Annotated in this window: 26 protein-coding genes and 3 pseudogenes; 17 read left to right on the top strand and 12 right to left on the bottom strand. The window is 62.9% G+C overall.

Annotation, left to right across the window (positions count from 1 at the left end; genetic code table 11):
• Positions 1-90 precede the first annotated feature (90 nt).
• From NIBR502772_RS17425 to NIBR502772_RS17445, 5 genes and pseudogenes are all read left to right on the top strand, one after another.
• Positions 91-555 (top strand): hypothetical protein, encoded by a 465-nt coding sequence (locus NIBR502772_RS17425; protein ID WP_141141124.1) that lies wholly within the window; start codon positions 91-93, stop codon positions 553-555.
• Positions 552-2,300 (top strand): DUF5671 domain-containing protein, encoded by a 1,749-nt coding sequence (locus NIBR502772_RS17430; RefSeq protein WP_141141125.1) that lies wholly within the window; start codon positions 552-554, stop codon positions 2,298-2,300. Before NIBR502772_RS17425 ends, NIBR502772_RS17430 begins: the two co-directional genes overlap by 4 nt.
• Before the next feature lie 228 nt (positions 2,301-2,528).
• Positions 2,529-2,989: pseudogene (locus NIBR502772_RS22640) on the top strand (universal stress protein).
• A complete protein-coding gene (locus NIBR502772_RS17440) occupies positions 2,986-3,840 on the top strand; it encodes a universal stress protein (RefSeq protein ID WP_141141126.1) in 855 nt (284 codons plus the stop codon). Before NIBR502772_RS22640 ends, NIBR502772_RS17440 begins: the two are co-directional and overlap by 4 nt.
• A gap of 24 nt (positions 3,841-3,864) precedes the next feature.
• Positions 3,865-4,323, top strand: coding sequence for a pyridoxamine 5'-phosphate oxidase family protein (locus NIBR502772_RS17445; protein WP_141141127.1), 459 nt, complete (start codon positions 3,865-3,867; stop codon positions 4,321-4,323).
• 36 nt (positions 4,324-4,359) lie between these two features.
• Here the strand turns inward: NIBR502772_RS17445 and NIBR502772_RS17450 are convergent, their stop codons facing one another.
• The 5 genes and pseudogenes from NIBR502772_RS17450 to NIBR502772_RS17470 all read right to left on the bottom strand — a co-directional run bounded on the left by NIBR502772_RS17450 (position 4,360) and on the right by NIBR502772_RS17470 (position 11,116).
• Positions 4,360-6,261: a heavy metal translocating P-type ATPase gene (locus NIBR502772_RS17450; protein WP_141141128.1), complete on the bottom strand. Its 1,902-nt coding sequence runs from the start codon at positions 6,259-6,261 to the stop codon at positions 4,360-4,362.
• Between the two features lie 75 nt (positions 6,262-6,336).
• Complete coding sequence (locus NIBR502772_RS17455; RefSeq protein WP_141141129.1) at positions 6,337-6,780, bottom strand: SRPBCC family protein; 444 nt, start codon at positions 6,778-6,780, stop codon at positions 6,337-6,339.
• A gap of 148 nt (positions 6,781-6,928) precedes the next feature.
• Positions 6,929-8,455, bottom strand: a complete 1,527-nt coding sequence (locus NIBR502772_RS17460; protein WP_246848571.1) for a DUF4389 domain-containing protein — start codon at positions 8,453-8,455, stop codon at positions 6,929-6,931.
• 143 nt (positions 8,456-8,598) lie between these two features.
• Entirely contained in the window at positions 8,599-9,450 is an 852-nt protein-coding gene (locus NIBR502772_RS17465) for a universal stress protein (RefSeq protein WP_141141130.1), read from the bottom strand.
• Between the two features lie 281 nt (positions 9,451-9,731).
• Positions 9,732-11,116 (bottom strand): annotated as a pseudogene (locus tag NIBR502772_RS17470) (MBL fold metallo-hydrolase RNA specificity domain-containing protein).
• A gap of 221 nt (positions 11,117-11,337) precedes the next feature.
• On the opposite strand from NIBR502772_RS17470, the gene NIBR502772_RS17475 reads away from it, so the two are divergent.
• A complete protein-coding gene (locus tag NIBR502772_RS17475) occupies positions 11,338-12,021 on the top strand; it encodes a response regulator transcription factor (protein ID WP_141141131.1) in 684 nt (227 codons plus the stop codon).
• A gap of 3 nt (positions 12,022-12,024) precedes the next feature.
• On the opposite strand, the gene NIBR502772_RS17480 is transcribed toward NIBR502772_RS17475, so the two are convergent.
• A complete protein-coding gene (locus NIBR502772_RS17480; protein ID WP_141141132.1) occupies positions 12,025-13,770 on the bottom strand; it encodes a GAF domain-containing sensor histidine kinase in 1,746 nt (581 codons plus the stop codon).
• A 317-nt stretch (positions 13,771-14,087) separates the two neighbouring features.
• Here NIBR502772_RS17480 and NIBR502772_RS17485 point away from each other — a divergent pair, with 317 nt between their 5' ends.
• From NIBR502772_RS17485 to NIBR502772_RS17495, 3 genes are all read left to right on the top strand, one after another.
• Positions 14,088-15,092, top strand: a complete 1,005-nt coding sequence (locus NIBR502772_RS17485; protein ID WP_141141133.1) for a zinc-dependent alcohol dehydrogenase family protein — start codon at positions 14,088-14,090, stop codon at positions 15,090-15,092.
• A 77-nt stretch (positions 15,093-15,169) separates the two neighbouring features.
• The gene (locus tag NIBR502772_RS17490; protein WP_141141134.1) at positions 15,170-15,637 is read left to right on the top strand and encodes a universal stress protein; all 468 of its coding nucleotides are present in this window, start codon (positions 15,170-15,172) and stop codon (positions 15,635-15,637) included.
• A 185-nt stretch (positions 15,638-15,822) separates the two neighbouring features.
• Positions 15,823-16,698: a universal stress protein gene (locus tag NIBR502772_RS17495; RefSeq protein ID WP_141141135.1), complete on the top strand. Its 876-nt coding sequence runs from the start codon at positions 15,823-15,825 to the stop codon at positions 16,696-16,698.
• A 222-nt stretch (positions 16,699-16,920) separates the two neighbouring features.
• On the opposite strand, the gene NIBR502772_RS17500 is transcribed toward NIBR502772_RS17495, so the two are convergent.
• A complete protein-coding gene (locus tag NIBR502772_RS17500) occupies positions 16,921-17,076 on the bottom strand; it encodes a pyridoxamine 5'-phosphate oxidase family protein (RefSeq protein WP_246848822.1) in 156 nt (51 codons plus the stop codon).
• Between the two features lie 298 nt (positions 17,077-17,374).
• Between NIBR502772_RS17500 and NIBR502772_RS17505 the strand changes: the two genes are divergently transcribed.
• Positions 17,375-17,797: an Hsp20/alpha crystallin family protein gene (locus NIBR502772_RS17505; protein ID WP_141141136.1), complete on the top strand. Its 423-nt coding sequence runs from the start codon at positions 17,375-17,377 to the stop codon at positions 17,795-17,797.
• A 30-nt stretch (positions 17,798-17,827) separates the two neighbouring features.
• Here the strand turns inward: NIBR502772_RS17505 and NIBR502772_RS17510 are convergent.
• Positions 17,828-18,007, bottom strand: a pseudogene (locus NIBR502772_RS17510) (6-phosphofructokinase); the annotation flags it as partial.
• 432 nt (positions 18,008-18,439) lie between these two features.
• On the opposite strand from NIBR502772_RS17510, the gene NIBR502772_RS22855 reads away from it, so the two are divergent.
• Positions 18,440-18,727 carry a DUF1508 domain-containing protein gene (locus NIBR502772_RS22855; protein WP_246848823.1) on the top strand — a complete coding sequence of 96 codons (288 nt, stop codon included), beginning with the start codon at positions 18,440-18,442 and terminating at the stop codon, positions 18,725-18,727.
• 200 nt (positions 18,728-18,927) lie between these two features.
• On the opposite strand, the gene NIBR502772_RS17525 is transcribed toward NIBR502772_RS22855, so the two are convergent.
• The gene (locus NIBR502772_RS17525) at positions 18,928-19,350 is read right to left on the bottom strand and encodes a pyridoxamine 5'-phosphate oxidase family protein (RefSeq protein ID WP_141141138.1); all 423 of its coding nucleotides are present in this window, start codon (positions 19,348-19,350) and stop codon (positions 18,928-18,930) included.
• A 396-nt stretch (positions 19,351-19,746) separates the two neighbouring features.
• Between NIBR502772_RS17525 and NIBR502772_RS17530 the strand changes: the two genes are divergently transcribed.
• From NIBR502772_RS17530 to NIBR502772_RS22865, 5 genes are all read left to right on the top strand, one after another.
• The gene (locus tag NIBR502772_RS17530) at positions 19,747-20,244 is read left to right on the top strand and encodes a universal stress protein (RefSeq protein WP_141141139.1); all 498 of its coding nucleotides are present in this window, start codon (positions 19,747-19,749) and stop codon (positions 20,242-20,244) included.
• A gap of 282 nt (positions 20,245-20,526) precedes the next feature.
• A complete protein-coding gene (locus tag NIBR502772_RS17535) occupies positions 20,527-21,273 on the top strand; it encodes a glucose 1-dehydrogenase (protein WP_141141140.1) in 747 nt (248 codons plus the stop codon).
• 91 nt (positions 21,274-21,364) lie between these two features.
• Positions 21,365-21,661 (top strand): hypothetical protein, encoded by a 297-nt coding sequence (locus NIBR502772_RS22485; RefSeq protein ID WP_168223566.1) that lies wholly within the window; start codon positions 21,365-21,367, stop codon positions 21,659-21,661.
• Between the two features lie 49 nt (positions 21,662-21,710).
• Positions 21,711-21,932, top strand: a complete 222-nt coding sequence (locus NIBR502772_RS22860) for a hypothetical protein (RefSeq protein WP_246848824.1) — start codon at positions 21,711-21,713, stop codon at positions 21,930-21,932.
• Positions 21,905-22,078, top strand: coding sequence for a hypothetical protein (locus NIBR502772_RS22865; RefSeq protein ID WP_246848572.1), 174 nt, complete (start codon positions 21,905-21,907; stop codon positions 22,076-22,078). The genes NIBR502772_RS22860 and NIBR502772_RS22865 overlap by 28 nt, the downstream gene beginning before the upstream one ends.
• A 273-nt stretch (positions 22,079-22,351) precedes the next feature.
• Here the strand turns inward: NIBR502772_RS22865 and NIBR502772_RS17545 are convergent, their stop codons facing one another.
• The 3 genes from NIBR502772_RS17545 to NIBR502772_RS17555 form a co-directional block, all read right to left on the bottom strand.
• Positions 22,352-22,822 (bottom strand): pyridoxamine 5'-phosphate oxidase family protein, encoded by a 471-nt coding sequence (locus NIBR502772_RS17545; protein WP_141141141.1) that lies wholly within the window; start codon positions 22,820-22,822, stop codon positions 22,352-22,354.
• Positions 22,823-22,951: 129 nt separating this feature from the next.
• A complete protein-coding gene (locus tag NIBR502772_RS17550; RefSeq protein WP_141141142.1) occupies positions 22,952-24,400 on the bottom strand; it encodes a multicopper oxidase family protein in 1,449 nt (482 codons plus the stop codon).
• On the bottom strand, positions 24,400-24,660 hold the full coding sequence (locus NIBR502772_RS17555; protein ID WP_104062542.1) for an SHOCT domain-containing protein: 261 nt from the start codon (positions 24,658-24,660) through the stop codon (positions 24,400-24,402). Before NIBR502772_RS17555 ends, NIBR502772_RS17550 begins: the two co-directional genes overlap by 1 nt.
• A gap of 340 nt (positions 24,661-25,000) precedes the next feature.
• On the opposite strand from NIBR502772_RS17555, the gene NIBR502772_RS17560 reads away from it, so the two are divergent.
• Complete coding sequence (locus tag NIBR502772_RS17560; RefSeq protein WP_141141143.1) at positions 25,001-25,471, top strand: pyridoxamine 5'-phosphate oxidase family protein; 471 nt, start codon at positions 25,001-25,003, stop codon at positions 25,469-25,471.
• Positions 25,472-25,574: the final 103 nt, after the last annotated feature.

The following is a 25,574-nucleotide window of genomic DNA, read 5'->3' on the forward strand; positions in this document are numbered from 1 at the left end:
CCTGAACGACACAATCATCAACAGTGCAAACGGGACGCGTAGGGCCGGAAGGCACATACGAAGTGGGGTGTTGTGCGCGATACTGACGGGATGAACGCTGCGGCGGGAAAAACTGACCGGATTCTCATCGCCATCATCGCGGCCATTACATTGCTGGTTGTGATCGCGCTGGCAGTTGTTTTCACCCGCGGGGAGCCGGAGGTGCTGAATGAGGCAACGCCGCCGGGCGTTGTCCAGCGGTACAGCACGGCGGTCATTGACGGCGATACGGCCACTGCCAATTCCTACCTCACGCAGGTGGCACGCTCCTCCTGCAGCGGTTACCGGGAAAGCGGCCCGTTGCCTGCCCGGGTCGTCCTGATTTCCACAACCGAGAGGGACAATACGGCTTTGGTGAACGTCTCGGTTGTCACTTCAAGCCCGGGTGGCCCCTTCGGACCATCCGAGTACGACGCCGAAGGCCGCTTCTCCCTGGTGAAGGTCGATGGCAAGTGGCTGATCGACCAGGCACCGTACCAGCTCATGTCATGCCCCGGAACAAGCCTGAAGCCATGAACGCAACAGTCCGGACAGCTGTACCAGCGGCGGGTTCTGCCCTACTCACTCTGCGCCGCTTGATCCTGTACGTGTTGCTGTTTGCCCTGGTGGTGATCGCCGCTATCGGGTTGAGCGGCCTCCTGGAGCGCCTGTTCAGCACGGGCGCCGTGTTGGCGTCCACAGATGTGGCCGGGCTTGCCCGTTCCCTCGCCTTCACATTGATTGGAGGTCCGCTGGCCGGGCTCCTGTGGTGGGTAGTTTGGCGGAGGCTCGACGACGCCGCGGAACGCGCGGCAGCAGGGTGGGGCCTGTACGTGACCGCGATTTATGCGGTGTCTCTCATCGTAGCCACGAGTTCCCTCCTGGGAATGGCGGCGTCCTTCATCGGTCCCCAGGAACCCCGGTGGTATTCGCCGTTGTCAAACGGACTTGTCTGGGCCGCAGTATGGTTCTGGCATCGCTGGATGTGGCGGCACCCCGTCAAACATCCCGTCCATCTTGACGACGTCCCGGCTGTTGTCGGCACAGTCTTCGGACTGCTCACGGGCGCGTTTTCCGCCATCACCGCCCTGGGTGGCTTGCTTGACGTCGCCATCCGGGGCTTCACCAGCCTTACCCCAGGGGCGGAAGCGTGGTGGCAGTCTGTGCTGCGGGCGCTCGTCTGGGCCATTGGCGGAAGTATCGTGTGGTGGTGGCACTGGTTCAAGGGTGGCGGGCGCAAACTGGAAACCGCCCTGGTGGATGTTGCACTGATCAGCGTTGGGATCTTCGCAGCCGGAATCACGGCGCTTGGCGGGGCCGCCGTCGTGGTTTTTGTACTCCTCAGAACTGTATTCGACCGGGGCGAGTCGATGAATGAACTGCTGGCTCCCCTCGGCCCTGCTGTCGCCGCTGCAGCCGTCGGAGCATTGGTGTGGCGCTATCATCGCGTCAGCGGAACCCACCGTTCGGTGGCTACGCGCAGTGCAGGCCGGCTGGTGACGTCAGGAATTGCCCTGGCGGCAGCTGCCTCCGGCATCGGCGTCGTCATCAACGCAGCTCTTGCCATGGCCGTTTCACCCCTGGCCGGAAGCGGCACGCGCACCCTGCTGCTGGGTGGCATCAGTTCCCTCCTTGTGGGAGGCCCCGTCTGGTGGCGGGCGTGGAAGCCGGGCCTGCAACCGCACAGCATGGATGTCATTCCTCCGGGCAGGCGGGTTTACCTCGTGGTGGTCTTCGGCATCAGTGCCGTGGTGGCGCTCGTTGCCCTGCTGGTGATTGGATACCGGCTCTTCGAGTTCATCTTGGGCGACGTGTCCGGAGGCAGCCTGCTGGACCGCATCCGGGCACCACTCGGCCTCCTAGTAGCAGCCGGCCTCGTTGCCGCCTACCACTTTGCCCTTTGGCGGCGTGAGCACGCCCACCTGGCGGCCGCGGCCCCGTCCGGCGCGCACACCATTGAGAGGGTCACCTTGGTGACGGCATCGGATCCGGAGGCGTTGTCCACCGCAATCACCGCCGCGACCGGCGCCAAAGTCACTGTGTGGCGACGGGCCGATGCCGGCAACGGACCACTGCCGGCGGAAGCGGCCCTCCCCTCGGAACCAGGGCTCGTGGAGCTGGCAGTAAGTGCCCTTTCCGGCGTCACTGCCGCCAGCGTCCTGCTGGTAATCGGTCCGGCCGCCGGCCAGGCAGCCCGGATCGAGGCAATTCCCCTGGAAACAGAAGAACCCGCCCGGAATTGGCGCCGGGAAGCGGCGGCGTCCCCACCAGAAATCAAGTGATTGCAATGGGCGGAGTAGCGCATTTCGATCTTGCCTTCGATCCTGTGGGTATGCAGACGCGGCCGCCGAACCGGATGCCCTGGATGACGTCATCGCCGACAGCAATGCGGTTGCTGAACCGCTCGAGCACCAGTTCGTCGCGTTTCTAGGTGACTTTCGGCCCTACAGGTCCGCAGTTTTGCGCCCCACGCTGGAGAGGCAGCAGGCGCGTACGGAAGGGAAGCGGTCATGGAGGATTCAGCAGCAGGGAGCCCCAGGTTCGTCGTGGGGGTGGACGGGTCCGAGGCCTCGGTGGAAGCCCTCCGCCAGGCCCAGCGGCTGGCTGCCCCCTCGGTGCCAAAGTGCTGGCCACCGCCTACTGGGAGGATCCGCAGGTTTACGCCGGATACGTGGCGATGGGAATCGACCGTTTCGAGGAGCGCGTCATGGTCATCCTCAACGAAGCCTTGGAACAGGCATTCGGGCAGGACATCCCGCCAAACGTCATTCCGCGCGCCGTACGGGGCCATCCCAGGGACTCCCTCATCGACGACAGCCGCCACGCGGACATGATCGTTGTTGGCAGGCGTGGCCATGGAGGATTCGGCGGCCTGCTCCTGGGATCTGTCAGTTCAGCATGTGTTGCCCATGCGCACTGCCCCGTATTAGTTGTCCATAGCCCCGACGAGAAGAAGGAAGACCAGCCGTGAGAACGTCTAAACCGATCGCCGTCGCCACCAACGACTCTCCGCAAAGCCAGGCAGCCGTGACGTGGGCTGCCAGCCGGGCTGCCAAGGCTGGCCTTCCGCTGATCATTCTGTACGTTGTTGACGACCGATGGGTGGCCGAACCGATCCCGTGGACCGGGGCGCTGCTGGAGAAGGGTGAACAGCTGCTGGAGACCGCTGCCGGGCGCGTGAGGGGCACGCTTCCGGTTGAGATCACCACCAAAGTCTTGGAGGGAGGAATCGCGGGCTCGCTGCGAAAGTACTCCACCCAGGTATCGATGCTGGTAGTCGGGTCCGGCGCTCCGCATTTGGGTGGTTCGCTGACGGACCGGGCTCTACAGGTCGCCGCTGCAGCGAAGTGCCCGGTCGCGGTCATCGGAGACCGGGACGTCGAAGGCCGGCAGGGAGTGGTTGTGGGCATTGACGGATCCGAAGACGCCACCCAGGCCGTTGCGTTCGCTGCCGCGGAGGCCGACCGGGAGGGCCAAGAGCTTACGGTGGTTTATGCCATCTGGGAACCCGACAAATGGGTCGACAGCGGAGCTCTCACCGGGACGCTGGCCCAGCGAATTAAGGACGAGGAACAGATGGTATTGTCCGAAACGGTCTCTGGCCTCGGCGAGGATTACCCGGACCTTGTAGTGCACAAGGTCCTGGACACGGAGCTGGAACCGGCTGGGGCGCTGGTAAGAGCCGCCGCTAAAGCCCAGCTGCTGGTGGTGGGGAGCCGTGGAAGGGGCGGTTTCAAACGGCTGCTGCTCGGTTCCACAGCTCACGGAGTTCTGACGCACCTTCCATGCCCCACGGTGCTAACGCCAATCCACCGTAAATAGCACCAGACGTAGTAGCCTGCGAGCATGCAAAACGACACTTCAGGACGCCAGACGGAAGTCCTCAACGTTCATGACTGCTGGAAATACCTCCGATCAGCTTCGGTCGGCCGGGTTGCCGTATCAACGGCAAACGGGCCGGAGATCTTCCCGGTGAACTACGTCCCCGACTACGGGACCGTAGTCTTCCGCACCGGACCCGGAACCAAACTGGACGCGGTGCTCGGCGGGGCCACGATCGTTCTGGAAGCGGACGGCCTGAATGCATACGGCACCATTGCGTGGAGCGTCATCGTCAAAGGACCTGCCGAAGTAGTGGATAGCGCGCAAGACGTTCAGGAAGCGGCAGACGCCGGCCTGTCGCCGTGGGAGCCTGGCAGCAAGGACAACCTGGTCCGGGTGACACCGTCGGAAGTCAGCGGCCGGCGCTTTGTCATCAATCCCACGTCCCGGTGGTGGCCTCCGCTGGACTCACAAAGGACCTGAGCGTCCCACCGAAAGGTGAAGTCTCGACGTCGGCCGTTATCTCCGCGCTGCAACGCCCGCCGGCGCGCCGCCCACCGCCGCCGTGTTGGGTCGGCGTCGATCGTGCAGGGCGCGCAGCGCGTTCAGGATCGTGGCCAGGTCGACCAGCTCCTGGAGGAGGGCGCCGGCCACAGCTGGAATGTAGCCGAATACCGCTGCAACCATCAGGCCGATGCTCAGCAGAATGCCTGTCCAAATGCTCGCCAGCGCTATCCGGACCGTGCGCTGGCCGATGTCGACGGCCAGCGCGGCTTTAGACAAGTCATCGAGCATTATGACGACGTCAGCCGACTCGCTCGCCGCAGTTGACCCTTTGGCACCCATGGCGACACCAATATCGGCGGCGGCCAGGACCGGGGCGTCGTTGACGCCGTCACCCACCATCATGACCGGGCGTTCCCGCAGGCCCGCGACAACGGAAACTTTGTCCGCCGGCAGGCAACTTGCCTGGAATCTCGCTATCCCGGCCTGCGACGCAATCTGCTCGGCAGTGGCCGGCGCGTCGCCGGTGAGCAGAAGGGTCTCCTGAACGCCCAGCCGGCGCAGGTCGGCAAGCGTAGTCACTGCATTGTCCCGAAGCGGGTCGCTCATTGTCAGGGCGCCTGCGAAGAGTCCGTCAATGCCCACATAGATCGCCAGTTGCCCACGGGCCACCTCGGCCTCCTCGAACCCTGAAGTGACGGACCTGACGAAGTCAGGTTTACCGACCACCACCGATTGATCTCCGCAGTTGGCGACGACCCCCTGGGTGGCGTGTTCAGAAGCGTTGCCTCCCTCCAACAGGTCAAGGCCGCGGTGGCGCGCAGCATCCATCACAGAGGAGGCAAGGACATGGGAGGAGTACTGCTCCGCCGAAGCGGCCAACTGCAGAAGCCGGTCCTCGGTAATCAGCTCGGATGCCGCCCGCGAAACGTTGATGCCTTGCAAGGCGGGCCGGCCGTGGGTTAGTGTCCCCGTCTTGTCGAACACGGCCGTCCGCACCCGGGCAAGCTGTTCAAGGGTTCCACCGTTCTTGATGATGATTCCCGAGTGTGCCGCCCGGCTGGTGCCCGCAAGAAACGCCACCGGAGCGGCGATGAGCAGGGGGCAAGGAGTAGCCACAACGAGGACCTGCGCGAACCGCGCCGGGTCCTGGCTGAAATACCAGCCCGTCCCGGCCAGGGCGAAGGCGAGGATCGTGAACGGAAATGCGTATCTGTCAGCGAGCCGGACCACTGGCGGCCGGCTCGACGCCGCCTCCTGGACCAACGCCACGATCTTGCTGTACTGCGAGTCGTTCGCTGTGGACGTCGCCTTCATATGCACGGCGTTCTCACCGTTGACGGATCCGCTGAGCACCGTGTCGCCCTCCGCGTGCTCCACCGGCAGACTCTCACCCGTCAAAGTCGATTCGTCGAAACTGCCGGTTCCCGCGAGCAGCACCCCGTCCACGGGAACCACTTCCGAGGGTTTGATCAGGAGAACATCCCCGGGGCGGACATCCCCTGCCGGGATGTCTTCCGGCGGCAGGCCCGGCAGCTCGCGGTGGGCTGTCTGCGGCACGCGCTCAAGCAGGGACTTGAGTTCCCGGGTTGCGCGCCCGTGTGCGATCTCTTCCAGCGCTTCCCCTCCGGCCAGCATCAGCACGATGATCAGGGAGGCCACGTACTCCCCCACTGCCACCGTCGAAGCGATGGCAGTCACAGCCAGGAGATCGATTCCCCACCGGCCCTTCAGCAATGATTTGACCATGGAGCCCGACCTGGCCATGGCTACCAGAAGTGCGTAGGCGCTCGCCGTCCACTGGGCTGCCGGAGATTGCACCGCGGACAGGAGGACCGCAACGAGCAATCCCACAGCCAAAGTAGCGGCCACCAGCGGAAACCGCACAACCGAACTTGTTAGGGCGGACAGGGCCATGCCATTGACGTTAATGCCGCCGGCCGGTTACCGACAGGGCACTTCGGACCGGTTGCTTCTGGAACTGGGGTAGACCTAGCGGTTCGGCTCGACTTCCAGGCGCTGCTTAAGGCTGCCCCAGATGGCCTTCTCTTGCCTGCGTCCGATGGCCACGAACAGCGGGCTCGCGAGCTTGAGGAGGCCCTTCGGGCGAAGGTCCCAGGTCCAGCTCATGCGTGTGTCCATACCCTCGGGGCTGAAAGTCAGCGACCCTGTAATGTCCGCAGTCGTCATCCTGGCCACGGTCCCCAGGCGCGAGGGACGGGTGTAGTCGGTGACCTCCAGCTCCATGGGCATTGGCCGCCTGCCGGACACGACGGTCGCCCGCCAGATGGTCCCTTTTCCGATCGGCCCGTCCGTCACCTTGTCCACGTTTGTCATCTGCGGGTTGTAGCTCGGCTCATTGCGTTCGTCGGCCACGAAGTCGAAGACCTCCTCAACCGGCCGGCGGATGGTGATCGACCCCTCGATCCTGACCATGATGTTCTCCTCGCGCCGGGCTCAGCGCGCACGCTTGGAGCACGTTTCGACGCTAACAAGTGTAGGATCCACGCACGGGTTTTGTCTGCGGGCCGTCAGGCCGAATGCGAGGACCCGCGGTACACGCCGTCAGGCGGAACCGTCGCCGCTATGGCCGCGCGTTGCTGGCACTCGGGCCCTCCTGGCTGTCGCTGGCACCCGGCTGCCGCGCCTGGACGTCCCCTGCGCCCTGGTCCAGGCGGAACGGCGGGTATTCATCCCGCATCAGGGCCGTGTAGGCAACGACCCGGTAGATCCACCGGTTGAAGCCCAAAAGCAGGTCGAACAGCGGACGCTGGTAGCGACCGCTGAACAGCAAGATCACCGCAGCGACAAGAACCAGGAAGCCCACCAGCGAAAACCCCGTAACGGTCTCGTACCTGACACCGGAAGCCTGTCGGTCGCTCCAGCGAACAGTGCTGGTGCCGGTCAGCGCCGCAATGATTATCAGGTGGGGCAGCGCCAGGAGCCACCACTTAACCAGCACGAGGCCACGGGAAAGCCGCTCGGGGTAATCAACCTCGAAATCGGCCGGGTAGTCCGTCTTTGCCAGTGTAAACGGCGGGTACTTGTCCGTTCCCAGCGCGGAGTAGGCATAGAAAGCCACTCGCCAGTTCCAACGCAGGACGCCTACGTTGAAATCGAAAAGGGAACGGGGAAAGCGGCCTGTAAACAGGATGGCGAAGCCCGCGATGACGGTCACTATGACAAAAGCGAACCAGAGGAAGAACAGCACAATGAAGTGCGGTATGGCGAGGAACCACTTCACCAGCCACAGCCATCTGGACAGGACCGGGTCGAGTTCTCCCCATAGCCTTGCCGGGTACGGCGCCGTCTGCCCAGCGGAATGGGACGGGAGTTGCTGGACAGCCGAACCGGCATACACCTCGGGCGCTGTGGCCGCAGGCATTGAAGCAGCCGCCGGCGGTGGCAGAGCGGCTCCAGGCGGGGCCGCCCCCGGCGCATGCCTGCCCAGTCCTTGGGCGCCAAAGATCAACAGCGGAACCCCGATAACAAGCAGAATGGCTCCTGCTGCCAGTAGTCCGGCGGCTATGGGGCCAAGAAACTCGGACCGGAACCCGGCCTGCAGGTCCGCGCTAATGTCCGGGCTGGCATCGGCATTCATCACCACCACCGACCAGTTCCCCGACTGGATATTCCAGTCCAGTTTCTGCTCGCCGGCTCCCGAAGCGGACGCCACCCAAAAGTCCTGCCCGGACGGAAGGGCCGGTTGTTGTGTTCCCTGCGTTTCCCGATACTCAACATGGAAGGGCCGGAATCTAACGTCCAGCAGTTCGGAGTAGTTGGCCCCGGACAAGTAGCGCTCCACGTCAGACCTGGGGGCGATACCGACAAAGATCTCCTTGCCGGGATTAGCGGATTCTGCAAGAATCCGGATGCTGCCCACATCAAAGGGTAAGGGCCCTGGGTAGGCGTCATCACGCATGTTGTCCGGCCCTGCGGAGATGATCGCTGAGGAATCAACGTCGAATCGCTCACTCGGTGAGGTCAGGTAGCCGCCGTCGTTCTGTAGTGAATTGACCCACGAGGCACCTATGCCGCCGAAGAGCAACCCGATACCCAGCATTGAGAACAAAATTCCCAGAATGAGCATGGTGATGGAACGGGCCCGCATGAAAGTACTCCCGTCGTCGATATCCGGATATTCCGGCCAGTCCCCGCCGCGTCTGGCTCCCTCCACAGTCCGCCCCGGGGACCGCGGCCAGTAGGGCCATAGGTCACTGCAAGGGCAACTGGGGGCATCAATCAGGGGGGCGGTTAGGATGCAGGCCGGGTGATGATGGTGGGACAAGGCAACTGCATCAGAACCTTTTCGGCGATGGATCCGATGGGTTTCCGAAGTCCGCCCCGTCCCCAGCAGCCAATCACCAATAGGCTTGCTTGTCTTGCGGCACGAATGAGCACGTCGGCGGGAGCGCCGTCCGATTCCAGCGCCTCGGAAACAGTCAGCGCCGGAAAGTGCTCCCGAATGCTCCCGGCAGCTTGTGAAATGAGGGTCCGCGGGTCAGGCTTAGGGCCGTAACCGGGTTGGGTTCTGCCGCCTACGTCAGCTGGAGCCAACACTTTCGACACTGTATGCAGAATTGTCAGAACCTCTCCCATCCGGTCTGCTTCCTCCGCCGCCAGCTTCAGGGCAATCTCGGAGTCAGCCGTCCCGTCAATGCCAACCACCACCCCTGTTCGGCTTGCCGCCTTGGGAGCGGGGATGACGGCGACTGGACTTCGGCACAGGACTGCGACCTGAAAGCTCACCGACCCAAACCTTTCTCCCCGGCTGTCTGCTGAACGGTCCGAACCGAGAACCACCATTTCGGCGCCAGCGGACAACCCGTTCAGCACCGGTGCCGGCTCGCCCGGCTGCCAGCTGGTGATGATTTGCAGCGTCGGATGCCGCGCGGCCACTCTGCCGCGCTCAAGGCCCAGCTGCACCTGCGCCTCGGCAATGGCCTCCCCGTATTGCACCGGCAATCTGTAGTTCGAGGGTTCGGGCACCACCCGCACCAGATGCAGCCGCAGGCCTAGCCGGTCCGCCCTCTGCGCAGCCCAGTCCGCAGCCCTTTGACTCGTGCTGGACCCGTCAGCTCCAGCCAAGACTTCATGCGCCTTCAACTCCTGCCCCCTTCATCACGCCGCTCAACAAGTGTCTCGCTGAGGCGCTGAACGGCTAGTGCCTTTAGCCCCCTGCCGCCGGGGCTTTGATCCCTGTTGCCCGTACCTGGCGACAGTGTCTACTGGATGGATACGCAGAACGCTGCGTTCCAGAAAAGGACATCCATGACCAACATCACCATTTTCGGCAGCGGGCATATGGCCCGCGCACTCGCCATGACGATGCTGCGAGCAAACAACCCGGTAGATAAGGGTGCCCGGTGATCCCGCCTTCAGGCACTCTAGCGCGGGTTTTTCAGCGGCACTGCTTCCAGATACTCAGGGACCCGGACGTTCCAGCCCAGTTCACGTCTGATGCGGACCCTCAAAGCGTCAGACGCGTCCGGCTCGCCGTGGGTGACGTAGGTCATACGCGGAGCTTGCGGGGCTGCGCGCATCCATTCGATGATTTCGTTGGAATCAGCATGCGCCGACAGGCTGTCCAACATAACGATTTCGGCATTGATGGGAACGTCCTCACCGAAGATCCGTAGCTGCCTTGCCCCGCCCGCGAGGGCGGCGCCACGGGTTCCCGCGGCCTGGTATCCGCTGAGCACCACCACATTTTTGGGGTCCGGCCCGTAAGCCTGCAGATGATGCAGGATTCGGCCTCCGGTGAGCATGCCGCTCGCCGAGATGATCACCATGGGGCCGCCGCGCAGGTTCAGCAGTTTGGAGTCGTCAACGCTCCGGGTCATGGTGGCCACCCGGTACATCTCTTTGTACTCGCGTTCCTGCAGCCGGTGTTCTTCGGGGTGCCTCTGGTACATTCCCGACGCGTCGATGGCCATCGGGCTATTGAGGTAAATGGGGATGTCCGGGATCGCCCCGCGCCGCCGGAGGCGCGAGAGATGCAGCATAAGGGTCTCCGCCCGGCCCACCGCAAAGGCGGCAACGAGGACAACCCCGCCCCTGTTGGCTGCTCTGCCTATAACTTCGCCAAGTTCGTCCTCGGGATTGATCTCCGGGTGGACCCGGTTGCCGTACGTGGACTCGGCCACCAGGACGTCGGCGGCTCCAAGCGCCCGCGGGCGGTGCATCAGTGGATCATGGGGCCGGCCGAGGTCCCCGGTGAAGTGCACCCGCGTGCCCTGGACCGTCAGCCGTATCTGCGAGGCGCCCAGGATGTGCCCTGCCGGAACAAAAGTGGCCTGGATGCCTCCCCAAGGTCGAGGGGTGATTCAAAACCGTGCGGCTCGAAGCTGTTCAGGGACCGCACGGCATCCGCGGCTGTGTAAACCGGGACGGCGGGGTGATGGGATGAATATTCGTGCAGGTCCGCGTAGCGCGCCTCCTCCTCCTGGAGGTGTCCGCTGTCAGGCAGGAGGAGCGTGCACAGTTCCGTAGTGGCTGCAGTGGCATGGACTCGCCCCCGGAATCCGTCCCTGACCAGGGCAGGGACGTAGCCTGTGTGGTCCAGGTGGGCGTGGGTCAGCAGGACTGCGTCAATGGACGCCGGGGGTACCGGAAAGGGTGCCCGGTTGCGGACACGGATGCGTTTGATCCCCTGGAACAACCCACAGTCGACAAGAATCCGATGTCCACCCGAATCCACGAGGAACCGGGATCCCGTCACGGTGTCGGTTGCCCCCAGGAAACGGAGAGTGGCCTCGTTCCTATTCTTCATTCCTGCTCTTTTCCGAGAAAAACGGATGGACCGCGGAACCGAAACGGTCGGTGGCACAACGTTCTCCCGGTTCCAGCGGCAGGGTAGGGCCATTGGTCACAGGGCGCCAGCGGTTCGGGTCATTGGACCCTTGTGGCATCTTGGCTGTTCCTAAAGAATTAGTCAGGCGCAGGCGGGGGCACCCTTGTTGCCCTTGGAACGGCGGCGCGGAAGGGATAGCAATGAACGCCAGTGCAGCATCGGAGCACGAGGTTTCCTCGCCCAACACAGGCATTGGGGTGTTCATCCTGGACGATCATGAACTGGTCCGCCGGGGACTTCAGGACCTCCTGGAGAGCGAAGGGTTCGTCGTCGTTGGCATGTCCGGCTCTGCCGCCGAAGCGGCACGTCGGATTCCGGCACTGCACCCGGACGTGGCAATTCTTGACGCCCGGTTGCCGGACGGGACGGGCATTGAGGTATGCCGCGATGTGCATTCAGTGGACGAAACGATTAATTGCCTGATCCTCACAAGCTACGACGACGAGCAGGCGCTCCGGGGTGCGGTCCTTGCTGGGGCATCCGGGTACGTTCTCAAGCAAATAGGTGGTTCCGACCTGATCGGTGCGCTGCGGCGGGCCGCCCGGGGCGAATCCCTTTTTGACGTCGACCTCAAGACGAGGATTATCCAAGGACTGGCAGAGCCGGAGAAAGTGGACCCGCGAGTTGCATCGCTGACTCCCCAGGAGCGACGGGTCCTGGAGTTAGTGGGTGAAGGCCTGACAAACCGCCAAATCGGCGAACGCATGCTGCTGGCCGAAAAGACAGTGAAGAACTATGTCTCGTCCCTGCTTGCGAAGCTGGGTTTCGAGCGGCGGACGCAGGCCGCGGTCCACATGGCGCAGCATTCCTCCCCTGAGCACTAGCAGTCAAAAAACTGGAGCCCTCCAGGTCAATGCCGTTCCCGTCTCGGGGGAGCTGGACACCTCGAAAGTGCCGCCCAGCGTCCGGGCCCTGTATTCCATGTTCGACAGTCCATTGCCAGGCGGTGGCACGATGAATCCCGTGCCGTTGTCTTGGATCACGACGCAGACGAATCCGTCCTCCACGGAAACCGAAACGCGGATCGATTCCGCTCCCGAGTGGCGGACAGCGTTGCTCAGCCCTTCGGTGATGACAGCCAAAATGTTCAGGGCCGTTTCCTCGTCCCGGATCGCGTCGATAGGCCCAGTCAGTGTCAGGAGCGGAACGAAAGGCAGGGACTGCGTGCCGCTGCGTACCGTCTGGAGGACACGGCTGCTGAGAAGTTCCTTCCCGGTCTCGGAGTCACTCAGCGAATAGATGGTGTTGCGAAGCTCCCGGATGGTCTCGTCAAGTTCGGCGGTCACAGTCTGGATCGTTCTGGCTGCGGAGTCATCGGTGATGAAACGCCGGAGGCTTTGGATGCTGAGCCCCGCTGCGAACAGGCGCTGAATGACGAGGTCGTGGAGGTCGCGGGCGATCCGGTCCCTGTCGCTGAATACGGCAATCTGTTCCCGCATACGGTGTGCCCGGGCCAGTTCGAGCGCCAGCGTCACATGCGACCCGAACACGGGACCCATTTCCATGTCCGTCGTGCTGAATGTCCCGGAAGCCCGTTCACGCTGGAGAACCAAGAGCCCGTGGTGGGTACCGCGGGCGCTGAGGTCTATGACCAGCAGCCTGCCCGCAACGAGCCCCTCGCCGCCGCCGAGAGCGGACGATGCGTCTTCAATCAAGGCGGCCTTGCCCGTAGCCAGGACGGTGTCGATTTCGACAGAGTCAAACGACAGTAGCCGTCCAACCCACTGCGGAGCGAGGTTTCCCGCAGCTCCCGCGATGCGGTACAAGTTGGAGGTGTCCTCCTGGACCAGGATTAGGGCAAGGTCGGAACTGGACTCCCGGAGTGCCCTTGCGGCGATCAGGTCTAGTCCCCCGTTCAGGCCCTCCAACGTCTCCTCGTCGCCCATCATCTTTCCGGTCACATCCATGCACGCCTGCAGCCATGCGGTTCTTCGCCGGGCATCGTCATAGAGCTTTGCGTTTTCAATGGCGACGCCGGCGGCCGCGGCAAGTGCCTCGGCCAGCTCCTCGTCTTCGTCCGTGAAATCGTCGCCGCCCCTCTTTTGGGTCAGGTAAAGGTTGCCGAAAACAACGTCCCTCACACGGACAGGCACGCCGAGGAAAGATTTCATCGGCGGATGATTCTTGGGAAACCCGTAGGCATCCGGATGCTGGCTAAGATCGTGCAGCCGCAGCGGCTTCGGATCGCGGATCAACAGACCCAGAACGCCATGTCCCGTAGGGAGCGGGCCGATCTTACGGGCGAGTTCCTCGTCTATTCCCACAGTGATGAAATGACTCAGGGCACGGTCGCTTCCAATCACTCCTAAGGCTCCATATTCAGCGTGAAGGAGGTGGCATGCTGAATCGACCACCCTGTGCAGAACGGCCTCCAAGCTAAGGTCCTCAGCCAAGGCGACGACGGCACTCAGAAGCCCTTGCATCCGCTGTTGGGCGCTCACCAGCTCCCCGGCATGGTCAACAAAGTCGCTAAGACGTTCGTCCGTCCGGGAGCCGGGAACAGGTAGCCAGGGACCCGCCCCGGTAGGTTGAATGGGCTGGTTCAATGAAACCGCCTTGTTCGATGGAGACATCCATGTGGCCCGGTCTGCCGGTGCACACAGACTACTCCCCACGAGGAACGATCACCTATGATCGTCTGATTGATTAGGGGTCTTTGTACCCTATATGGGGGAGAAACTGCTCGTATCATCTTGGCCATGGCCACAGATGCATCGATGCCGGAGACCGCCGTGAATCACTGTTCTTCCGGACGGGTGCGGGCACCAAGGTTGCATCCGGCCTGGGCCAGCAGAGGGCAACTGAAGCCGACGGTGCCCACACGGACGGCGGTGTGGCCTGGGGCGGTCCTTTGGACGAGGCCACCTGCGCCGGTCTGGGGTGACACCCAATGAGGGCATGGTGGGTTGAGGATCCTGGCCCCATCGCGTCAGGCCCATTGCGGATGGGCGAACGCTCCGATCCGTCCCCGGGGCCGGGCGAGGTGCTGCTCTCTGTACTCGCTTGTGGAGTCTGTCGCACAGATCTCCACCTGGCTGAAGGAGACCTGCCGCCCCATGGCTCCCGCCGGATCCCAGGTCACGAGGTGGTCGCCGAGGTGGTGGGGCTGGGAGCCGGAAGCTCCAGGTTCCGGCCCGGCGAGCGTGTGGGAGCAGCCTGGCTGGCCCGCACGTGCGGCTCCTGCCGTTTCTGCCGTCGCGGGTCCGAGAACCTCTGCCTGGCACCGACATTTACCGGATGGGACACCGACGGCGGCTACGCGGAGCTGATGACCGTCCACCAGGATTACGCGTACCGGATCCCCGAAGCATTTACCGATGAGCAAGCGGCGCCCTTGCTGTGCGCGGGGATCATCGGATACAGGGCGCTTCGTTCGTCCGGCCTTCCACCGGGAGGCAAACTCGGCATTTACGGCTTTGGCGCGTCGGCCCACCTGACGGCACAGATGGCCATCTACGAGGGTGCAAGCGTCTATGTCATGACACGGTCGGCGGCGGCGCAGAGGCTGGCCCTTGAATTGGGGGCGGAGTTCGCCGGGCCCGCTGAAGCCGACCCGCCCGAGCTGTTGGACGCGGCCATTCTCTTCGCTCCTGCGGGCCGGCTTGTACCAATCGCGCTTCGCGCTCTGGACCGCGGAGGTGCCCTCGCCGTCGCCGGCATCCACTTGAGCGACATCCCTGTCTTGGACTATCAAAAGGACCTTTTTCAGGAGCGCCGCCTGCGCAGTGTCACGGCCAACACCAGAGCCGACGGGCGGGAATTCCTCGCACTGGCGGAGCAAATACCGCTACGCCCCACCACTATCCCCTATCCGTGGACAAAGGCAGACCAGGCATTGCTGGACCTGTCCCGGGACCGGTTCACAGGTGCCGCCGTGTTGCTTCGGCCAGCCTGAGGCGCAGCCGGAAACCGTGCGCCCTTCAGTGACCTTCGGCCCTAGGCGACCGCCGGATCCTGGGGGAACGTACTGCCATGAGTGATAACGATCACATCCTTGTCGGAATTGACGGTTCCGAATACTCCCCCGCGGCGCTGCGCCTCGCCGGGCGCCTGGCTTCGGCACTGGCCGCACCGTTAGACGTAGTCACTTGCCTGGGCTTCTCCGACTTCTACCTGCCCGCGCACCTGCCTCCGGGTTATATCGATACCACGGCTGAGCTTGAGGCGATCGCCAAACGCCTTATGGAACAGGCCATCGACAGGGCCTATGGCGCGGAGCGCCCAGAACATCTCACGACAGCTGTGAAAGTGGGATCGCCTGCGAAGGTCCTGGTTGAAGAAAGCCGGAACGCCCAAATGCTCGTTGTCGGGCGCCGCGGCCACGGCGGCCTCTTTGGCCAACTCATGGGCTCCGTCAGCGCAGCCTGTGCAGCCCACGCGCACTGCCCTGTGCTGGTGGTCAGCCAGGAGGCCGAGGAACACGATGCCACCGGCGGCTGAACTGACGCCAATCGTGGTGGGAGTGGACGGAAGCGTTCCGTCCATACCCGCTCTGCGCTGGGCGGCTGCGTTGGCGCCGCTGTTCAACTCCAGTATCCAGGCCGTTTCCTCCTGGCAGTTCCCAATCGCTTTCGGCACTTTCACCCCGGTTGTCTTGGATGGCGGCGGCGAGGCCCGGTCGAACCATGCCCTCCCCTGACCGCGTGGTGGTTGGCTACGACGGGTCAGTTGAAGCGGCCTTGGCTGTGCGCTGGGCTGCCCGGCACGCAGCGCTCATGGACTGTGAGCTGCACGTGGTCCACTGCTCGCTCTGGCCGTTGCTGACCAACGACCTTGGACCCGTCAAAGGCATATCCGGCAGCGGGCTGCAACATCAGGCGCAGGCCATCCTTGATGAGGGGCAAGCTGAGGCGCTGTCCGTGGCGCCCCGGGTCAGGATCCGGAGCAGCCTCCTGTACGGACTCCCCGCGGTCCATCTTCGTCGAATCGCGGATAATGCGCGGATGCTGGTTCTTGGCAGCCGCGGGATCGGTGGCTTTATGGGACTTCTGGTGGGATCAGTAAGTCTGGAACTCGCGGCGACGGCGTCCTGTCCCGTTGCGGTCATCCGGTTCGATCAGAACCCGGAAGGGCGCATCGTGGTGGGAATTGACTCTTCCGGCTCGGCGGGCGCCCTGCGTATTGCCTGTGCCATGGCCAGTGCTACGGGAGCGGACCTGATGATCATCCACGTCATCCGGCCCCACGACGGCATGGCCAACGCTGGCGGAGGCGGCCAAAAATCGGCCAGTCGCCTCCTCCAGATGGCGGCTCACGACGCCCGAGCCCTGGCTCCGGACGTGACTGTCAACCAGCACCTGGCCCAGGATGCTTCCGTCCCGCGGGCACTCCTCAACGCCGCCCGCGGTGCCGCCCTCATCGTCGTCGGCAGCAAGGGCCGGGGACTCCTGAGAGGAACTATCGGGTCAACTGCCCATGCAGTCCTTCACCACACCACGGGACCTGTATTAATCTCCCGGCCCATGGAGCCCGGCAGGACCGCGGGCAATGTGACAACTTGAGCCGCCGCCGTCGCCATCCTTGAGGTCTTGTCACTGAGCCAGGTCCACGCACGGCGGCACCCTGTCGATCGACTGGCGCAAGGAGACGCGGCCCTAGACACAGTTCGCCGAAAGATCCGCGGCCCGGAGACCTCCGTAGTGATCTGAACTAGGTGCTCTTTGAGTCCGGACTGCCAGGGTTCGCGGTCAGGAACGGCTTTCTGGAGACTGGCTGGGTCCACGTCAACGACCCAGGCATTTCCTTGACACAACGCTCCACACGTCTGTGGCGTAAGCGTTCAGCCCGTCTGTCTCAAAGGCCACCACGACGCCGCTGAGCAGGGCACGAAGTCTCGTTCCGGGCGCCGTGCGGATAACCACCGTTTCCCCGACGGTCATGAAGTTCACGGGAAGAATCTCGGGGACCGCACCGTTGATCACGGCCAGCGCCCGATATAGGACGACTGCAGGTACTTCCAGCAGTCATCCAGGGCGAGAACTTTTGCGTGAGGCTCTGACGAGCTGCCCATGGAACTGATCCATGCCCTCCGGTCCCAGCGTTCACGAACCACACGGTCAGCGCCTTCTTCCCAGGCAGACAGGACCAAAGCCTCTGGGTCCTGTCTGCCGTGTCCGCAACCCTTAAGGAGTCGGGCACATCTCCTGCCCCGACGGGCATCTGAGCAAGGAGGAAGACATGGCTGATTTGATGAAATGGTTTGACACCCGGCGCTTCCCCGTCGAGATGATTGAAAGACTTTTCGAAGGTGACACCGTGGCCTCGGGGATCCGCGTCGAAGAATCGGTTGAAGGCGACACCCTCGTGGTCCGGGCCGAACTCCCAGGAATCGATCCGGACAAGGACGTCAGCGTCACCATCGTTGACGGTGCCCTTGAGATCAAGGCCGAGCGCAGGGAGAAGTCCGAGCAGAAGGATAAGAACAGTTACCGCTCGGAGTTCCGCTATGGTTCATTCGTCCGGAGGCTCGCTCTGCCCGACGGCGTTCAACAGGAGGACATCACTGCCTCCTACAAGGACGGGGTGCTGGAGGTCCGGACGCCCGTGCCTACGGCTGCCCAGCAGCCGCCGGCGAGGAAGATCGAGATAACGCGCGGCTAGAACGCGGCTAGAAGCAGGGTCCGGCACGGATCAGCCGAACAGGACCGCTGCCTCCCGGTAGCGGTCCTCAGGAACGGTCTTGAGCCGGCCCAGTGCAACCTCGAAGCCGACGTTCACGGTGCTGGTACCGCGCTGGGAGACCATGGTCCCCCAGCAGCCGTATGCAGCGGAATCCACGGCTGCCGTTCCCAGCCTGGTAGCCAGCACCTTCCCTTAACCGGCAACAAATGGGAACTGTCGTGTGTGTCACCGGCGCCCAGACGGACCCGTTCGGAGCCGACCTGCAGCCAGATGGCGACGGCGTCGCCTGAAACAGGCCTCGATTACTCAGCCGCGCAGTCGAATTGTAAGGCGCCTATCCGCATAATCGCTAAGTAGAGACCCCAAGCCCTTGATCCCAGACCCAGGCATCCGACAAGTGAAGAGACGTCCGACGAAATGCCTTCTCGACTGGTCTCCCCACCCTCCGGGACGATTTCGAATCACCTCGCTCGAGCTGTTCGGCGATCTGGCGCGCCTGCTCATGTTCCCCACGTATTCGATCCGGACACCTATCTTGACGGCAGGTGCCTCTGGCGGTTTAGGTCCTTGGACTCTGTCGGCGGGAAGGCAATGTGTTCAGAATCGGAGTAGTAAGTGGAGATGAAGGGTGGCGGTCATGATGTGGGGCTGCGGGACAAACATGGGCTGGATTTGGCTCTGGGGCTTTCTCATGCTCATGGGGACCGCAGACTTGGTTTTGCCATGAAAGACCAAATTGAGGTTTATACCGACAACGCTGGTTTCTTCAGGTTCAGGATCAAGAGTGGCAACGGGGAGGTCATTGTCACAAGCGAAGCTTACGGTGGTAAAGACGAAGCTCTGGAGAACCTTGAATCAGTGAAGAACAGCGCCGCTTCTGCTCCGGTCGTGGACCTCACCGGATCCTGAAAAGTGGGCTGCCGCGGAGTTCTCGGACATTGGTCCCCTACCGAGACCATCTCCAAGCCCGTGGCCTCCATGCCATGGGCGCCGACGGGCCGTTGCGCAGCGGTGAAGAAGACAACGCGGCCAGCTGGACCAAGCAGCTGCTGACGACGCTTCATCGGAAGCCCTCGCATGAACGGCGGCCTCCGCGCGGTGATCAGTTCTCAGTACCGCTCCGGTTCGTCTCCCAGTTCAAAATGGCGGCCGTGAATGACGGTCGGAGTGATCTCCACATATGTGTACTTGCGCGTCGGAATCCAGGGTTTGAGCGGGAGCTTGTCAGCCTCATCGATCTCAGACTGTGACTCGATGACTCTGGCGGTTCCCACCACCACCACACTCCAAGCCTCCTCGTCGATCACTTCGTCCACTTCAAAGGCGACTCTTTCGTTCACCGTCAGTTCGGCGAGCTTAGTTCCTGGATTTGTTCGCATCAGCAATACCCCGGCGTGCGCGAGGAAATTTATGGGGTAGATGTCGGGCTTACCCAAAGCGCAAACGGCCAGGCGGCCGTGTTGGCATCGCTTGAGTACCTTCCACGACTGTTCGTCGGACAGTACCGCTCCAGGACGTTCATCACTTTCCATAGCCTGATCCTCCTGCGTTCTGCGATGGCCGCCCTGCCCTGTCGGAGGAAGCGTGCCATCTCGTGGATCTAGTCTTCCCGTGATCCGCTGCCATCGACAGGGTCCGAAGTCACATCTGATTTTGCAGCGTTGAAGCGCAGTGTTCAGCCGACGTAAGACCTATCCTGATGCCGGGCGTCCACCAGCCCAAGCGATATAAGCAGCCTCGACTCAAGGGCGGTCATACGGCTGGCGTTAGGAGCAGTTAGGTAGAGGCTTTGGACCCGAGGCATGAGGAACTGCGGCGCCAACCCGGCAATCCGTGCTCATCCGGTCAGCGACCTTTGGCCCTAACGACGACCGATCAACCGGACCAGTCTTAGATCACAGCCACCAACGGACGAGCCGGAGACCTCCATGGCCAGGAAACAGCCCCCACGGATCATTGTTGGAGTTGACGGTTCCCGAACCTCCATTGAGGCTCTTCGGGAGGCGCAAGAACTGGCCGTGCCATTGGGCGCCACGGTCGAGGCATGGACCTGCTGGGAGTTTCCCATCGGCTATGAGGCCTACCTCGCGATGGGAGTTGACGGATTCGCCCGCCCCGCGGAGGAGTCCCTCGAAGTAGCCGTCCGAAAGGCCTTCGGCCCCGAGCAGCCTCGAAACGTGGTCTCCCGGCTGGTGCACGGCCCTGCACGCTCTTCACTGATTGAAGCCAGCAGGAAGGCGCTTCTACTTGTAGTCGGCCGACGGGGACACGGCGGCTTCAAGGGACAACTGCTGGGCTCGGTCAGTTCTGCCTGCGTCGCCCACGCACACTGCCCAGTGCTGGTGGTTCATGCCGCGGAAAAGGGCCAACACGACGGCTCACAGCCCTCCCCTCCAGTCCGCAAAACCAAGGATCTGGCATCATGACCGCGGAACAGTTGCTGAAAGACGATCCACGCCTCGCCGCGAAGCTCTTTCCAACCTCCTTGGAACCTGCCCTGACGCGGCGCACCACTACGGGTGGACCAGGTTCCGCTCTGGAGCCCTGGGCTTCATTATCACGGTCATCTGGGCATCTGCAGTCATTGGGCATTCGTGGCCGCACACTTGGATGCGCACAAAGGATGAGAGCGGTGCCGTTGCTTACCCCGGAACAGTGTTGCAAACCAAAGTCACCACTATCCGCCGCCGCCAAGGAAGGAACATCACATGGAACGCGTCATTGACAAAGTAGCCCTGATCAGCGGGGGCGCACGCGGCATCGGCGCCGCTGTGGCCTCAAGGTTGCACGGTGAAGGCGCGAAGGTCGTTATAGGCGACGTTCTGGACGACGAGGGAAAGGAAGCCGCGGAGCGGATGGGCTCGGGCGTCCTCTACGTTCACCTCGATGTGACCAGTCCGAAGGACTGGGAGGCCGCAGTTACGACCGCCGTCGAGACGTTCGGAGGTCTTCACATTCTGGTGAACAATGCAGGCATCGTGAACTTCGCCTCGATTGAGGACTACACCCTGGAGCAATGGAACACCGTCATCGCCGTCAACCTGACCGGCACCTTCAACGGGATCAAGGCGGCCATACCGGCACTTAAGCTGTCCACGGGTGGGGCCATTATCAACATTTCCTCGATTGCCGGCATGCGGGGATATGAGCAGATCCCGGGATACACGGCCTCGAAGTTCGGCGTGCGCGGACTCACGAAGAGTGCTGCGCTCGACTTGGGGCACCACGGCATCAGGGTGAACTCAGTCCATCCCGGTGTTATCTCCACTCCGATGACGGCCGGCATGACGTTTGACATGAGCCATGTAGCGCTTAACCGAATAGGCCATCCCGGGGAAGTTGCGGACCTCGTCCTTTACTTGTCCTCGAACGAATCGTCGTTCGTTACCGGAGCCGAATTCGTCATCGACGGTGGTGACACAGCAGGGACGGTAACCCCGCGCGAGGAAGGCTAGTCCACGCGGCAGCCGATATCTCCCCTGTCTCAATATGCCTTCACAAGCGGCAGCTCTCCCAGGTGTGTCCGTCACCATCGGTTGCACGCGTATGGCCGCATTCGCCGCCACCGGTAGCTTCGAATGCCTCCCTCAATTCAGCGACACCCGCCCAGTAAGCGACATGTCGAGGGCTTCCGTTGTCAAAGGGACAGCCAGGGTCCTTGAGCACAGCACGGATATTGCCGCCGCTGAGGCGCTGAACCTCAAGACGTGGGTCCCGACGCTCGAAGACTTCTACGTGGAAATCAAACCGTCGCGTGTCAGGGGGGAGGTACTTCAACCTGGGCGAACAGCCGGAGCGCTTCTGACGCGGCAGGAGTTCCTGCTCCGTGTTCGAGGGTTCTGACCGGCTGTCTGAGGATGCTCTTCAGCTTCACCCCGACCTCTGTCCCGATGTGGCCACCTTCAGAGTTGAGCGCACGGACGAACGTGACGTCAAGCCTTCACTGCCGGGCCAGTACGTGACCATCAAGATGAAGATGCCCGACGGCGTCCACGAGCCCCGCCAGTACAGCCTCACCAAAGCCGACGACGGCCGCCACCGGCAGTTCGCCGTCAAGCGGGTCCGGACGCCCGGCCCGACGGAGAGATGTCCAACCTCCTCCACGACTCCGTGAACGTCGGAGACGAGGTGGTTCTCTCCGCACCGTTTGGCGACGTGGTCATGGAGTACACCGACCGTCCCGTGGTGCTCGCCAGCGCCGGAATCGGCATTACGCCGATGGCAGGCAGGCTGTCCCGCCTGGCGAAAGCGGGTGCGTAGCGAAAAGTCCTGTTCCTCCATGGCCTAATGTCCCAAGCCTGCCCCCGGCACAATCAACACGGACAGGCGGATAGAACCCAGCAGAGTTGCTCACCAGAAACGTGCTGCCGTTAACTGCGGAATGATAAGGCTTAGACGCCGAAGGGTGAGGGCCGAGCCCACCGGACCCAGGTTCACCGACCGCAAGCCCACCGTGAACGATCTGATCGGGGCGCAACTTTAGTTCGAACCGCCTAAGCTATTCAGGTTCAGCAGCCCCTGGCGTTCTCTGTATTACTCAAGTCCCGCGCGGGTGGCCTCGTCCACGGACGTGCGCCACAACATGGACGTGGTGACGCTGAAGCGCCTGCCTGTTACCGATTGGGGAACGATCCGGATCAGATGGTCTTGTCCAACCCCCTGCCAGGGGAAAAGTGCGCGGCGGATTTCGTCCATGGCCGGACCAGTGGGCGTTGTCTCCTCAGCCCGACCTTTGACCACAACGCTCCAGGCCAAGCCGAATTCGGCGCTCACCGCGTCCGCCTCCAAAGCAACGACGGCGTCGGCTTCAATCGCCTGCTGCTTTGTTCCGCTGCCCGTGCGGAAGACGAGTGTCCGGTTGTCGATCGTGAAGTTCACCGGGAAGACGTCGGGATGGCCATCGACGATGACCGCGAGCCGTCCCACGGGCGTTTGTCCCAGCAGCCTCCAACAATCGTCCGGATCGAGAATCTCTGGCTCAGGCACTATCTTCTTGTCGGTCATGTGGAGATCCTACGGGGGGGTTGCTCTGCCCAAACAAGGCCCAAAGACCCAAGAGCCGCCCGTAAGAAAACCGTCGCAGAATGAGTCCGCTCAGGCATTGATGTGGGCCGAAAGCGACCGTGAAGCTGCTCAACGAACTTCGATGACGCCCATCATTCCCTGGTCTTCGTGGTCGAGGATGTGGCAGTGGTATACGGAACGGCCCCTGAAGTCCTCGAAAGCCACCCTGACCTTCACCTGCCCGTTCGACGGGACGTTGACCACGTCCCGTCGAACAACGGAATCCAGGAGCTGACCGTTTTCCTCGATGAGCTGCATCGGCCACACATGGAGGTGGAACGGGTGATCCATGGGACTGGTGTTGACCAGCGTCCATTCCTCTACGCTGCCGGCCGCAACGGTTGTGTCTGTTCTGGCCTCGTTGAACTCCCCTCCGTTGATGGTGAAGCGCATCATGCCCATTCCCGTGCCGAGAGTCAGCTGCCTGTGGGCTGCCGCGGGGGAGGATCTCAGGTCATCCGGTTCCGCCCGGGCGGCCACGGCATTCAAGGGTTCAATGGGTTCGCCGGCTACGTGCAGTGTCGCCAAGGCGACTCGGTTTGGATCCTCCGGACGCGGCCCGCCGGGTCCGCCACTACCCATCATCCCCGGCATGGTACCGCGGTCGTAGTAAGTCGCGCGCAGGAAAGAGTCACCGGCGGCCGTGGTGACCAGTAGGTCTGCCCGGTTTCCCGGTGTCAGCAGCAGCTCTTCCACGTCTACCGGCTTCTGGAAGCGGCCGGAGTCGATGCCCAGGAGCTGCAACTGCTGACCATCGAGCCGCAGCCGGAGATAGCGGGACACGCACGCATTGACGATCCGCCCCCTTTCGCGCTCTCCTGGGCGGACGCTGACCTGCGGGTTGCTTTGACCGTTGACGAGGATGAATTCGCCCTGGCGGCCCATCATCCGTTCCATCTCTGAGACCGGCGGGATGTTGCCCAGTCCGTCCAAGGTGATATCGGACACCAGCAGCACCCGTTCCCGGCTGGCCGCAATGGGCTGGGGGTCCTCCACGATGATCGCTCCGAAGAGGCCGGCGAAAATCTGATCGGCGACCATGCCGTGACGGTGCGGGTGGTACCAGTACACGCCCGGCGGGTGCTCGGCAGGAAGCCTGTACTCGTAGTCAAAGGTTCTGCCGGGATCCACGGACACGAAGACATTGTCGCCGTTGCCCTGCGGGGAGACATGGAGCCCGTGCACATGCAGGTTTGTTGGCCGATCCAGGTTGTTGACAAGCCGGACGTTCAGGACATCTCCCGGCCGCAAACGAAGAGTTGGGCCCGGGATCAGCTCGTTATAGGCAAGGGCCAAGGCCTGCAGCCCTGCGAGCGGTATGCGCCCCGGCCCCGCGACGAGACGGACGTCCAGCCGGCCGCCTTCGCTGCGCAGATCCGGTGGCTGGGTCAGCTCACCTCCCGTGACGGGGGCGGGCCGGGATGTCAGTGTCCAGAACAGGCCTGCCCCGCCCACGACGGTGCCCGCTACGCCAAGTCCGCCCAGCAGCAGAGCGTTGCGCCGGCTGATGGGCTGCACTACGGCCCCTCACCCAGCACCCGGAGCTGGGCGCGGTACTGCTCCGCGGTCAGCTCTCCCTTCGCGAAGCGTTCATCCAGGATCTGGCGCGCCCTGCTCCTTCCCGGTGGGGGCCCGCCCGGCCCCTGCCGGCCGCTCTGGCCATATCCGTTACCGCTGCCAAACATCCGGACGGCAAGCAGAACCAATACCGCGGTCCCCGCGAGCATGAGAAAACCCCAGAGCCATATCCAGCCCATGTTCCCGTAACCCCACATCATGACCGGCACCTTTCGGACTGAGCCAGTTACTATTCCGATTCTGAACCCGATGCCGGCCCTCCGCCAGAGCCCGAAGGCCTGGACCGCCCGTTACTGGTTCCTCATCGCCGTCGCTGCCGTCGACGGCCGGACCAATAGCGCCATTACACGGAGCTAGGCCAGGAGATCCAGAAGACGGAGGGCCTTGTTGGCGGAGCTCTTTTCCGTCCTCTCCTCGGAGATGTTCAGGCGGCCGAGCATACACACAGTACGGATAAGGCAGTTGACCCAGGTCCTCCGCCCGCCAGGGAGGAGAACCCAGGCTCTGTGCATTGGAAGCACTTGTGCCTAGGATCGGCATATGGAGAACAAGCCGAGTGAAACTACGACCGAGCGGTTGGCTGTCCACGAGTGCTGGAGTCTATTGCGGCTGGTATCTGTGGGCCGCCTGGCGGTATGGGTCGGAGACGGCCCCGATATTTTTCCCATTAACTACACGACCGACCACGGCACGATAGTCTTCCGGACAGACTCGGGGACGAAGCTTGAAGGCGCCTTGGGTGATTATCCCGTAGCTATGGAAGCCGATGGGGTTAATCCGGAAACAGGAGTGGCTTGGAGCGTTGTGATCCGCGGCAAGGCAGAACTTCTGACAAAAACAAAGGATGTTCTCGACACGTTCTCCCTGCCGCTGTTTCCCTGGCAAGCAGGAAAGAAAGACCACTTCGTACGGGTAATGCCCGATTCAATCTCCGGGCGCCGGTTTAGCGTCGCGGCCCCCAACACGTGGTGGACGCCCATTCAAGGGACCAAACCCACGGCCAGTGAATAACGAACCAGTATTCCCAGGCCCGGAAGAACGCACACCCCGGCGGGCACGTCATGGATGAGCGGCAGCAGCCCAGCGCTTCGGCCAATACTTGGCATGATGAACG

Origin of the sequence: Pseudarthrobacter sp. NIBRBAC000502772, assembly GCF_006517235.1 — a bacterium.
In the GTDB taxonomy this organism is placed as follows: domain Bacteria; phylum Actinomycetota; class Actinomycetes; order Actinomycetales; family Micrococcaceae; genus Arthrobacter.